The following is an 11823-nucleotide window of genomic DNA, read 5'->3' as shown; positions in this document are numbered from 1 at the left end:
ACCTCTCTAACCTACTCGGTCTGACTTTCGCTGTCAACCTCGTATCCGAGGTGATCAACTTGGTGCGGACCGTTCCACGCTGACGCACGCCGTAAGCGGCGGTCGTTTCTGTCGTGGGAAGTGGCAGACCGGCCGGCGCCGCTCTCGCAGCCACCCGCCCGGCTCCCTGCCGGCTTGTGTACTCTAGCCGGTCGGCTTCGCGTTCGCAACTCCGTGTTTGTGGAGTGTCCCGCACCGCCCGGATCCTCAGTCTCGCTCGGCGTCTCCGCCACGAGCCTGGTGCCCGCTCTCGGCCGGTTTGTCCGGCCTCCCGCGTGCAGAGAGAAAGTTACGCGGATGGCCCCGCCAAGGCAAATCATCGTTCATCAGTGCGCCGCTCCGTCCCGGCGATACCCGGTCGCCGGACGACGGACAACCACCGTCGGTGGGAGCCGTCGGCGGCGTCGGCGTGCCAGAGTGTCTGGCATGGATGACGTGTCCCGGTACCCGGCGACCCTCGCCGAGGAGACGCTGCTCGGGCTCCTCCTGCCGTTCTGGCAGTTGGTCATCGGGGCGTTCGTGCTCTTCGTCGTCCTGGTCTCGGTGGGGCGTCTCGTCCGCCGGGGCCCGTCCCGGATGACGACCGCCCTGCTCATCACCGCCGCGGCCATCGCCGGCTTCACGGTGGTCGGCGTGCTGCTGGAGAGCTGACGCCGTCAGAGCCGCCGGTTGGCCAGACTGGGCAGCTCGTCGCGGATGGTGGCCAACCGGTCCAGATCGAGGTCGACCACCGAGAGCCCCGGTCCGTCGGGGACCTGGCCGAGCACGGTGCCCCACGGGTCGACGACCATGCTGCGGCCGAAACAGGTCCGCCCCGGCTCGTGGTCCCCGGTCTGGCCGGCCGCCGCCACGAAGCACTGGTTCTCGATCGCCCGGGCCCGGAGCAGAACCTCCCAGTGGTCCCGACCGGTGTGCATCATGAACGCCGCCGGCACCACGAGCAGGTGGGCCCCGCCGTCGGTCGCCAGCCGTCGGTAGAGCTCCGGGAAGCGCAGGTCGTAACAGATCGAGAGACCGACCCGTAGGCCCTCCACGTCCACCACCACCGGCTGGTCACCCGGCGCCACCGTCGCCGACTCCAGGTAGGACACCCGGCCGGGGATCTCCACGTCGTACAGGTGGATCTTGCGATAGCTGGCGGCGAGCGCCCCGGCGCGGTCGAAGACCAGCGACGTGTTCCAGGTGTGCGCGGGGTCGGGGCCGGCCTCGTGGAAGGAACCGGCGACCACCCAGATCCCCAGCCGGCGGGCGACGCCGGCGAAGAACTCCCCCACCGCGCCGTCCACCGGCTCCGGGTCCGGCATGCCGGTGGCCGGGCCGAGATAGTCGACGTACTCCGGGAGGACGGCGAGGTCCGCGCCCGCCGCCGCGGCCCTGACCAGCAGGGCCTCGGCGGCGGCGAGGTTCGCCGCCCGGTCGTCGCGGGCGTTGAGCTGGCAGACGGCGACGCGCATGACGATCAGCGTACGGGGGTGGCGGGGGTGGCGACAGGCTCAGATGCTCGCCAGCACCAGCGCCCCGGCGGCGAAGCCGAGCCCCGCGACCTGGACCGGGCGGAGTCGTTCCCGGTCCACCACGAGCGCCAGCAGCACGGTGCTGGCCGGGTAGAGGGACGTGATCGCGGCGATGATGCTCAGGTGCCCACGGGCGGCGGCGGCCAGATAGAGGGCGTTCGCGGCACTGTCCAGCAGACCGGCGGCCGCAGCCCAGCCCAGCACCCGGCGATCGAGCCGCAGGCTGACGCCGGTCCGTGCGGCGAGCGCCAGACCGAAGGCGATGGAGCTGAGGCGTACGGCGGCGACCGGCCACATGCCGGCGTCCTCGCCGGCCTGGCCGAGCAGGGCGAAGAAGACTCCGAAGAGCGCGCCCGCGCCCAGCGCGGTGCCCACCACGCGGGGGGACACCGCGCCGGAGACCCCGCCCTCGCCCAGACTGACCAGTGCGATGGCCAGCACGGCGAGGCCGGCGCCGCAGAGCGCGAGAGTGCCGGGCGAGCGTGCGGTGAGCAGGCCGGCGAGGATCGGCACCACCGCGGCGGTGATCGCGGTGACCGGCGCGACGACGGCCATCATCCCGCCGGCCAGCGCCCGGTAGAGCAGGACGACGCCCGCCACGCCGGCCACCCCGGCGAGGAGTCCCCAGGCCATGTCGACCGGGTGGGGGTTCCCGGCACCACGAGGACGAGGACGAGCAGGAGGGGGAGGCTCAGCAGTTGCGAGACCACGGTGACGGCGATGGGGTCGGCGCGTCGGGACGCCTTGCCGCCGGAGAAGTCCGCCGTGCCGAACGCGACCGCGGAGACCGCGGCGAGCACAATGGGGAACATGCCGTCTTCGTATCATGATGTTGACCGTGAAGGATAGTGTGATGACCGACGCCGGAGCCGGGCGGGTGAGCGCGGTGACCTCCGCCGTGGCCCGTCAGGTGCACGAACTGCGCGCCGCCCGCGGCTGGTCCTTCGAGGAGCTCGCCGGCCGTTCCGGGGTGAGCAAGGGCATGCTCGTGCAGATCGAGGGTGCCCGCACCAACCCCAGCATCGGCACCCTCTGCCGCGTCGCGGACGCCTTCGGCGTCAACATCGCCCGGCTGCTCGACCCTGCCGAGGAGAGTCCGGTACGCATCTCCGCCGCCGCCGACGCCCCCGTCCTGTGGCGGGGCGACCGGGGCGGGGCCGCACAGTTGCTGAGCGGGCTGGGCGAGCCGGACCTGGTGGAACTCTGGGACTGGCGGATGCAGCCCGGCGAGACGCACCACTCCCCCGACCACCCCCGCGGCACCCGGGAGGTGCTGCACGTCCTGACCGGCACGGCGATCGTCGACGTCGACGGCGTCGACCACGTCGTACGGGCCGGGGAGACGATCGAGTTCCACGCCGACCGGGCACACGGCTACCGCCCCGAGGGGGACGAGCCCCTCCGGCTGGTCATGGTGGTGGTCACCCCGTCGGGCGAGTGGGACCGGCGGACCCGGACACGCCGACGGCGCCCGGAGTGAACCGGGCGCCGTCGGGGTGGGAACTCAGGCGGACTTCTCCTCGCGGTCCCGACGGGCCCGACGGCCCGTGAACTCGCGGGGGACGATCGTCGGGTTCACGTTCTCCAGGACCACCTCACGGGTGATCAGCACCCGGGCGGCGTCGGGGTTGCTCGGCACCTCGTACATCACGGAGAGGAGGACCTCTTCCATGATCGCGCGGAGGCCGCGAGCACCGGTGCCGCGGAGCATGGCCTGGTCGGCGATCGCCTCCAGCGCCGGCGGCTCGAACTCCAGCTCGACGCCGTCGAGCTCGAAGAGACGCTGATACTGCCGGACCAGCGCGTTGCGCGGTTCGGTCAGGATCCGCACCAGCGCGGAGCGGTCGAGGCTGCGCACGTTGGTGATCACCGGGAGCCGGCCGATGAACTCGGGGATCAGCCCGAACTTGAGCATGTCCTCCGGCATGACCTGGCTGAAGATGTCGTCGGTCGACCGTTCGGAGACCGACCGGAGCCGGGCGCCGAAGCCGGTGCCGCCGTGACCGGTGCGGGACTCGATGATCTGGTCGAGGCCGGCGAAGGCGCCACCGCAGATGAACAGCACGTTGGTGGTGTCGATCTGGATGAACTCCTGGTGCGGGTGCTTGCGCCCACCCTGCGGCGGCACATTGGCCACCGTGCCCTCGAGCATCTTCAGCAGCGCCTGCTGCACGCCCTCGCCCGAGACGTCCCGCGTGATCGACGGGTTCTCCGACTTACGGGCGATCTTGTCGACCTCGTCGATGTAGATGATGCCGGTCTCGGCGCGCTTGATGTCGTAGTCCGCGGCCTGGATGAGCTTGAGGAGGATGTTCTCCACGTCCTCGCCGACGTAGCCCGCCTCGGTGAGAGCGGTCGCGTCGGCGATCGCGAAGGGCACGTTGAGCATCCGCGCCAGGGTCTGCGCCAGGTGCGTCTTGCCGCAGCCCGTCGGACCGAGGAGGAGGATGTTCGACTTGGCCAGCTCGACGGCGTCGCTGCCGGAACCCGGCGCGCCGGCCGCCTCGGCCTGGATCCGCTTGTAGTGGTTGTAGACCGCGACGGCGAGCGCCTTCTTGGCCTGGTCCTGGCCCACCACGTAGTTGTCGAGGAACTGGCAGATCTCCATCGGCTTGGGAAGCTCTTCCCACTTCACCTCGCCGGACTCGGCCAGCTCCTCCTCGATGATCTCGTTGCACAGGTCGATGCACTCGTCGCAGATGTAGACCCCTGGGCCCGCGATGAGCTTCTTGACCTGCTTCTGCGACTTGCCGCAGAAGGAGCACTTGAGTAGGTCGCCGCCGTCACCGATCCGTGCCACCTACGTTCTCCCTGCACTCGTCGGCCGGAGCGCCGGCCCTGACCTGCGGGCGTCGAGCGCCCGTCCGTCTTGTTGTCACCCCGTCGGTCCGACCCGGCGAAGCGGTACGGACCCGACGTTACCCGCTGGCGGAGGTTTCTCCGACCCCCAAAACGGGTGTGTCAGAGGTCGGCCGGGAACGGATCCACGGCCGACCTCCGACCCCTGCTGCTCAGCCGGCGGCGTTGGCCGCCAGGAGGCCCTTCTTACGGCTGGTGAGGATGGTGTCGACCAGCCCGTACTCCTTGGACTCCTCGGCCGTCATGATCTTGTCACGGTCGATGTCCTTGCGGACCTGCTCGATCGGGCGGTTGCAGTGCCGGGAGAGCATGTCCTCCAGCTGGGTCCGCATCCGCAGGATCTCCCGGGCCTGGATCTCGATGTCCGAGCCCTGCCCGTAGCCGCCCTCGGTGGCCGGCTGGTGGATGATGATCCGCGAGTTCGGCAGGGCCATCCGCTTGCCCGGCGTGCCCGCCGCCAGCAGCACCGCCGCCGCGCTGGCCGCCTGGCCCAGGCAGACCGTGGAGATGTCCGGCCGGACGTACTGCATGGTGTCGTAGATCGCCGTCATGGCGGTGAAGGAACCACCGGGCGAGTTGATGTACATGATGATGTCGCGGTCCGGGTCGGTGCCCTCGAGCGTCAGCAGCTGCGCCATCACGTCGTTGGCGGACGCGTCGTCCACCTGGACGCCGAGGAAGATGATCCGGTCCTCGAAGAGCTTGTTGTACGGGTTGGACTCCTTCACCCCGTACGACGTGCGCTCGACGAACGACGGCAGGACGTAGCGGTTGTGCACGGCCGCGAACTGGGGCGGCAAACTCAGGTCGGTCATCGTCAGCTCCTCAGCTCAGGGTCCCGGCGCCTTCCGGAACCTGCGTGGCTCCGGTGATCACCTTGTCGATGAAGCCGTAGTCCATGGCCTCCTGGGCGGTGAACCAACGGTCGCGGTCCGAGTCGGCCTCGATCTCCGCCGCGGTCCGGCCGGTGTGGTGCGCGACCCGCTCCTGGAACATCCGCTTCGTGTAGAGCATCTGCTCCGCCTGGATGGCGATGTCGGCGGCCGTGCCGCCCATGCCACCGGAGGGCTGGTGCATCATGATCCGCGCGTGCGGCAGAGCGTAGCGCTTGCCCTTGGTGCCCGCGCAGAGCAGCAGCTGGCCCATCGAGGCCGCCATGCCCATCGCCACGGTCGACACGTCGTTGTCGATGAACTGCATGGTGTCGTAGATCGCCATGCCGGAGTAGACCGAGCCACCCGGCGAGTTGATCCAGAGGTTGATGTCGCGGTCCGGGTCCTCCGCGGCCAGCAGCAGCAGCTGCGCGCAGATGCGGTTGGCGACCTGGTCGGTCACCTCGCTGCCCAGGAAGATGATGCGCTCCTTGAGCAACCGGTTGTAGACCGAGTCGTCGAGGTTGCCAATGGAATCGCCACCTCGGGCCTCGATCGCCCGCAGCGGCTTCGCTGGGATGTGCATGTCGGTCATGGCAGCCCTTCGCTCTCCGTACCGTCCTACCCGACACTAACCGCTCAGGCAGGGCGCGTACTCCCGGTCGGGGCACTGTTCGCTCTCAGCGCAGCTGGCCGAAAGGCGTACCCGAGAAAGGGTTCGGGCCGCCGTCCACCGCGAGCGGCGGACGGCGGCCTCCCCCGACGATCAGTGCTGGTGGTTGTGCTCGGCCTCGCTCTGCTCGCGCAGCGCGTCGAGGCTGACCTCGTTGCCGGCCGAGTCCTTGATCTTGACCTTCTCCATCACCGCGGCCAGCGCCTTGCCCCGACGGACGTCGCCGAAGACGGCGGCGGCCGCGCCGGAGCGGACCAGCTGGTCGTAGTACTGCTGCGGGGCCATCCCGGCGCGCTGGGCGCGGTGGACGATCTCGTGGCCGAACTCGTCGTCGGAGACCTGGATGTCCTCGGCGTCGGCGAGGGTGTCCAGCAGCAGCTGGATCTTGACCCCGTCGGTGGCCGCCTCGGTCAGCTCCGCGTCGATCTGCTCCTCGGTCTTCTCCTCGGCCGCGAGGTATTCCTCCAGCGAGGCACCGATCCGCTCGAGCTGGTCGATCATGGCCGCCTTGCGGCTCTCGACCTCCTCCTTGACGACACCCTCCGGCGCCGGCACCTCGGCGGCGGCGACCATCTGCTCCAGGGCCTTGTCCCGGGCGGCGTAGATCTGCTCGACCCGCTTGCCCCGGGTCACCCGCTCCCGCAGGTCGTCGCGCAGCTCGTCGATGGTGTCGAACTCGCTGGCCATCTGCGCGAAGTCGTCGTCCAGCTCCGGCAGCTCCTTCTCCTTGACCGTCCGCACGGTCACCGCGACGTCCGCGTCCCGGCCGGCGTAGTCGCCGCCCACGAGCTGGGTCGAGAAGGTGGTGCTGTCGCCGGCGGCGAGACCGACCAGGGCCTCGTCCAGCCCCGGCAGGAGCTGCTGGCTGCCGACCTCGTGCGAGATGTTGCTCGCCTGCCCGCCCGGCACGTCCTCGCCGTCGACGGTGGCGTTCAGGTCGATCTGCACGTAGTCGCCCTCGGCGGCGGCGCGCTCGACGGTCTTCAGCGTGGCGAACCGCTCGCGCAGGTTCTTCACCTGCTCGTCGATCTCGCTGTCGTCGATCTGAAGCTCGTCCACGGTCACCTCGATGGTGGCCGGGTCGGGCAGCGTGATCTCGGGCCGGACGTCGACCTCGGCGGTGAAGTTGAGCGAGTCACCGTCGTTGAACTCGGTGATCTCGACCTCCGGACGACCGAGGGTCTTCAGGTCGTGCTCCCGGACCGCGGCGAGGATGTTCTGCGGGATGGCCTCCTGCACCGCCTCGTTGAGGACGGTGCCCCGGCCCACCCGCTGGTCGATCACGGCCGACGGCACCTTGCCCCGGCGGAAGCCGGGCACCTGCACCTGCGAACCGATCTCGCGGTACGCCTTCTTGAGGCTCGGCTCGAGCTCGACGAACGGCACCTCGATGGCGAGCCGCACGCGCGTCGGGCTCAGAGTCTCGACGGTGCTCTTCACAGGCGTACTCCTTGACGGATCTCAGTTGGATCTGGGCGTGATTGCGCGCATCGAGTGTAGGCGAGCCGGGGTGCTGCCTCGGCAGCGCCCGGGTACCGCACGCGAAAAACGGCGGTTCCCGGGGTGACCCGGCCGCGGACGACAGTCGGGGTGGCGGGATTTGAACCCACGGCCCCTCGCTCCCAAAGCGAGTGCGCTACCAAGCTGCGCCACACCCCGTGGCGACGAGAAGTGTAAGCCGTCTGCGCCCCTCCGCGGGCGACCGGGGCGACCGACGCGACCCACCGCCCCGGGGGCGGCCCCCGCCGGTGGCGACGCTTTCCTGGAAAAGGTGGCCTCCGTGCGGGTCCGTGGCCACTGTTTCCGGGAAACCGCGCGAAGGCCGGCGGACGCGGGGCCGGGACGGGGGCTGCGCGGGGTGGCGGAGGATTGGGTACGCTGTCGGCGCGCCCTGCGTACCGCGGGGTGCTCGCGGGCGTAGCTCAATGGTAGAGCTTCAGTCTTCCAAACTGACTACGCGGGTTCGATTCCCGTCGCCCGCTCCACCGGCCTCCGGCCCAGCTCAGCGGGGTGCGTCTGCCCGATTCTGGACCGGGCAGCTCCCCGATCCGGCGGCACGCCCATGGACATCAACTGCTTCCGCCGCCCGCGCACCGCCGCGCGCACGCCGGCCGGAGCGGGTCGACCGCTATTCGGTGGTTACCTCGAAGGTCGACGCCGCTCCCTCGTCGGTGGTCAGCGTGACCACTCCGAAGGTGATGACACGCCTGAGGAATCCCATGGCGGAGCACTCTTCCACATGGGCCGTGCGGTGCTTCCGACCCGCGGATCTGCCGGGACCGATGACCTGAGTGGCTTCGCCCGGCGGTCCACATCCAGGTGCGCGACTCGCCACCCACGTGAGTTGACCTTCTCGGCGGGCAGGCGTGAAGCTGACCGGATGGGGACCGCCATCCGCAACGTCGCCTTCGACTGCGCCGACCCGTACGCCCTGGCGAACTTCTGGGCCCGCGTCTTCGACTGCCCGGTCGACCCGGAGCACCATCCCGACGACGAGGAGGTGACCATCGAGCCGACCAGCGGCCCGAGCCTCTTCTTCCAGCGAGTGCCGGAGTCGAAGCGCGGGAAGAACCGGGTGCACGTCTGCCTCGAACCCGACGGGCCCGGCGACGACGAGGTCGAGCGGGTCCGCGCGCTCGGCGCCACCGTCGTGGCCGACCATCGTGATCCGGACGGCGGCGGCTGGGTCGTGCTGGCCGACCCGGAGGGCAACGAGTTCTGCGTGCTGCGCGGCGACGCCGAGCGCTGACCCGGTCCGGGTGCGGTCCAGGCGAAGGGGTCGGCGGGGCTGCGTACGATGCGGGCCGGAACCCCCTCGTGCGGCGGAGGTAGCGACGGATGGCAGACCAGCAGGACGGTTTCGCCCTCGGCGTCGATCTCGGCACCTCCAACACGGTGGCCGTGCTGCGCTGGCCCGACGGGCGCACCCGCCCGCTGCTCGTGGACGGGCAGCCGATCCTCCCCTCCGGCGTCTACGCCGACGCCGACGGGCACCTGCACGTGGGCCGCGACGCGCAGCGGCTCGCCCAGGCCGACCCGGACCGGTACGAGCCGAACCCGAAGCGCCGGATCGACGAGCCGGAGATCCTGCTCGGCGACCGGGGGCACGCCCCCGCCGAACTCCTCGCCGCCGTGCTCTTCGCCGTCGCCGAGGCGGCGGTCGGTGCGATCGGCTTCCTGCCACCGGCGGTGGTCACCTGCCCCGCCACCTGGGACGCCGACCGCCGGCGGGTGCTCGCCGACGCGCTGGCGCTGGCCGGTTGGCCGTCGGCCGCCGAGCACACCATGTCCGGCCCGACGCCGTCCGGCACCCGACTGCTGCGTGAGCCGGTGGCCGCCGCCCGCTACTACACCGAGGTGCTGCGGCGGCCGGTGCCGGTCGGTGGCACGATCGCGGTCTTCGACTTCGGCGGCGGCACGCTGGACGTCGCCGTGCTCCGCAACGACGGGGCGGACCCGTGGGGCGACTCCGGCTTCACCGTCGTCTCCTGCGGGGGCCTCGACGACCTCGGCGGGCTCGACCTCGACGCGGCCCTGGTCGCGCTCCTCGGCGAGCGGATCGCCGCCGAGCACCCGACCGAGTGGGCCCGGCTGACCCACCCGGAGAGCACCGGCCAGTGGCGCGAGCGCCTCCGGTTCACCGAGAACGTCCGGGGTGCGAAGGAGATGCTCTCGCGGACCACGGTAGCGCCGGTGGCCGTACCGGGGGTGGAGTCGGTGGTCACCCTCAGCCGGGAGGAGCTGGAGCGGATCGCCGCGCCGCTGCTGGCCCGGGCGGTCGCCGAGACCCGCCGGGTGGTCGCCGCCGCCGGGCTCACCCCCGAGCAGCTCGCCGGGCTGTTCCTGGTGGGCGGCTCGTCGCGGATGCCGCTGGTGGCCCGGCTGCTGCACGCCGAGCTGGGCGTCGCACCGACGGTGCTGGAACAGCCCGAACTGCCGGTCGCCGAGGGCGCGCTGACCGATCTGCCGCTGCGCCGGACCCGCCCGACCCACCCCCTGGTCCCGCCGCCAGCCCCCGCCGCGATGGTGGTGGCGGCGGGCGACACTTCCCCGCCGCCCGGTCCGCCGGCCCCCGGGGGCGCAGCCGGGCCCGTCGGCACCCTGCCGGTCACGCTCGCGTCGCCCCACCCGGGCGTACCGCGCCATGCCGACGGCGACCACCGGGCAGCAGACCCGGGTGCCGCCGGTCCCGGGGTGGTGCCCCCTCAGGCGAGGGAACCCGGGGTGACGGCCACTGCGGCGGCACCGACCTGGCCCGGCGCTCCCCAGCCACCCGCGGGCTGGCCAGGCACCGCGCCGGGACCACCGCCGGGTCGGCCGGGTGCCGCGTCGGGAACTCCGCCCGGCCGGCCGGGCTCCGGACCGGGCCAGCCACCGGGCTGGCCGGGCGCACCGCAGGGTTCCCGGGCCGGTGGGGCGGCGGGCTGGCCCGGCGTACCCGCGAACGGGCCGGCGCCCGGCGTACCCGCGAACGGGCCGGCGCCCGGCGTACCCGCGGACGGGCCGGCGACCGGCGGCGGCCGGCGGCGGGCGTTGTGGATCTCGCTCGGCGCGGTCGCGGCCCTGGCCGGCGTGGGCATCGCGGCCCTGCTCTGGTTCACCCGGGACCGCCACCCCGAGCTGGACTTCCACACCCTCGCCGAGGTCAGGGGGATCCCGGCGGGCGCGGACCGCCCGGCGGACATGTTCACCGCGATCCTCGGCGACCGCGCCTACCTGGCCTTTCCGCAGGACGACGACCGGCTGGAGGTGATCGCCGCCGACGCCACCACCGGCAAGGAGCTGTGGCGGTGGGAGAGCACCGCCACCGCCGACCGGTGGGCCCGGATCGTCGCGCTGCCCGGCGGAGTGGCGCTCGTCGCCGACGCCGCCGGCACCAGCACCACCCGCGAGCTGGAGGTGCGGGACGCCGACTCCGGCGCGCGGAGCTGGCACCGCCCGGTGTACGGCGACGACGAACTGCTGGTCAGCGGGGACGCTGCGGTCCTGGTCGACAAGACCGGGAAGCGGCTGGTCGGCCTCGACCCGCGCACCGGCGCCGAGAAGTGGGTGCGGGCCGACCCTCGGGACGAGTACGGCACCTCCCGGACCAGCGTGCACCTGGTGCACAGCGCGAAGGGGATGGCCGGGCCCGGCTTCGTCGACGGCGCGCCCCGGGATCCCGAGGCGGACGACACCGGCCGGCTGGTGCAGGTCAGCGCGGACCGCTCGGTCCGGTTGATCGACATGGCCACCGGCGCGGTGGTGCGCCGCCGGACCAACGTCGCCCGGCCCGACGATCCGGCCGTCGCGTACGCCGACCGGCTCTACGTCGCGGCCGACGACGGCCGGCTGCTCTCGTACGACCTGGGCAGCCTCGCGGAGCCCCGGGTGCTCTACACCGCGCCGGACGACCGGCGGCAGACCCGGGACCTGGTGCCGTGCGGTGAACACCGGGCCTGCCTGCTGGAGATGACCGGCTCCGACCAGTCCACCGCCGAGGTGGTGGCCGCGGCCGAGGGCGAGAAGACGGAACGCTGGGCGGCGGCGGGTGCCGACCACCTGGTGCCGGTCGGCGACGGGGTGCTGGCCACCCGGACGTACCCCGACCCGGCGGTGACGCTCTTCGGGCCGGACGGGAAGCGGCTGCTGGACGCGCGGGACGGCGTGGCCGTCCGGCTCGACGCCGGCAACCTGCTGGTCTTCGCCGAGCCGCTGGGAAGCGGCGAGGACAACCGCAGCGTCGCCGGGGTGGGTGCCGCCTCCGGCCGGGTGGTGGAGCTGGGACAGCTCAAGGGCGTCCGCGGCACCTCCTGCTCCTGGAACACCTCCGTGATCGTCTGCGGCGCCCAACAGGGCTTCGTCCTGTACCGCTTCGCCGGCTGAC

General features: G+C 72.0%; 10 protein-coding genes and 2 tRNA genes. 5 read left to right on the top strand and 7 right to left on the bottom strand.

Going from position 1 to position 11823, the window contains the following annotated elements:
- Positions 1–465: 465 nt before the first annotated feature.
- A complete protein-coding gene (locus tag ABUL08_RS30580; RefSeq protein ID WP_350933531.1) occupies positions 466–690 on the top strand; it encodes a hypothetical protein in 225 nt (74 codons plus the stop codon).
- A 5-nt stretch (positions 691–695) separates the two neighbouring features.
- Here ABUL08_RS30580 and ABUL08_RS30575 read toward each other — a convergent pair whose 3' ends face one another.
- Positions 696–1493, bottom strand: a complete 798-nt coding sequence (locus ABUL08_RS30575) for a carbon-nitrogen hydrolase family protein (protein ID WP_350933530.1) — start codon at positions 1491–1493, stop codon at positions 696–698.
- 39 nt (positions 1494–1532) lie between these two features.
- Entirely contained in the window at positions 1533–2186 is a 654-nt protein-coding gene (locus tag ABUL08_RS30570; RefSeq protein WP_350933529.1) for an EamA family transporter, read from the bottom strand.
- Between the two features lie 220 nt (positions 2187–2406).
- Here ABUL08_RS30570 and ABUL08_RS30565 point away from each other — a divergent pair, with 220 nt between their 5' ends.
- Positions 2407–3033 (top strand): XRE family transcriptional regulator, encoded by a 627-nt coding sequence (locus ABUL08_RS30565; RefSeq protein WP_350933528.1) that lies wholly within the window; start codon positions 2407–2409, stop codon positions 3031–3033.
- A gap of 24 nt (positions 3034–3057) precedes the next feature.
- Here the strand turns inward: ABUL08_RS30565 and clpX are convergent, their stop codons facing one another.
- The 5 genes from clpX to ABUL08_RS30540 form a co-directional block, all read right to left on the bottom strand.
- Positions 3058–4353: an ATP-dependent Clp protease ATP-binding subunit ClpX gene (clpX, locus tag ABUL08_RS30560; RefSeq protein ID WP_242793789.1), complete on the bottom strand. Its 1296-nt coding sequence runs from the start codon at positions 4351–4353 to the stop codon at positions 3058–3060.
- A gap of 211 nt (positions 4354–4564) precedes the next feature.
- A complete protein-coding gene (locus tag ABUL08_RS30555) occupies positions 4565–5227 on the bottom strand; it encodes an ATP-dependent Clp protease proteolytic subunit (RefSeq protein ID WP_350933527.1) in 663 nt (220 codons plus the stop codon).
- A gap of 10 nt (positions 5228–5237) precedes the next feature.
- Positions 5238–5879 (bottom strand): ATP-dependent Clp protease proteolytic subunit, encoded by a 642-nt coding sequence (locus ABUL08_RS30550; protein WP_242793793.1) that lies wholly within the window; start codon positions 5877–5879, stop codon positions 5238–5240.
- Positions 5880–6050: 171 nt separating this feature from the next.
- Positions 6051–7397, bottom strand: a complete 1347-nt coding sequence (tig, locus tag ABUL08_RS30545; RefSeq protein WP_350933526.1) for a trigger factor — start codon at positions 7395–7397, stop codon at positions 6051–6053.
- Between the two features lie 145 nt (positions 7398–7542).
- Positions 7543–7616: transfer RNA gene (locus ABUL08_RS30540), tRNA-Pro, on the bottom strand.
- A 252-nt stretch (positions 7617–7868) separates the two neighbouring features.
- On the opposite strand from ABUL08_RS30540, the gene ABUL08_RS30535 reads away from it, so the two are divergent.
- From ABUL08_RS30535 to ABUL08_RS30525, 3 genes are all read left to right on the top strand, one after another.
- A tRNA-Gly gene (locus ABUL08_RS30535) sits at positions 7869–7942 on the top strand.
- A gap of 395 nt (positions 7943–8337) precedes the next feature.
- Positions 8338–8706, top strand: a complete 369-nt coding sequence (locus ABUL08_RS30530; protein ID WP_350933525.1) for a VOC family protein — start codon at positions 8338–8340, stop codon at positions 8704–8706.
- Between the two features lie 89 nt (positions 8707–8795).
- Positions 8796–11822 (top strand): Hsp70 family protein, encoded by a 3027-nt coding sequence (locus tag ABUL08_RS30525; RefSeq protein ID WP_350933524.1) that lies wholly within the window; start codon positions 8796–8798, stop codon positions 11820–11822.
- Position 11823 lies beyond the last annotated feature (1 nt).

It is taken from the genome of Micromonospora sp. CCTCC AA 2012012, from assembly GCF_040499845.1.
Classification (GTDB): Bacteria; Actinomycetota; Actinomycetes; order Mycobacteriales; family Micromonosporaceae; genus Micromonospora; species Micromonospora mangrovi.
Note: the sequence above shows the minus strand (reverse complement) of the source record. Positions and strands in the feature narration are given on the sequence as shown.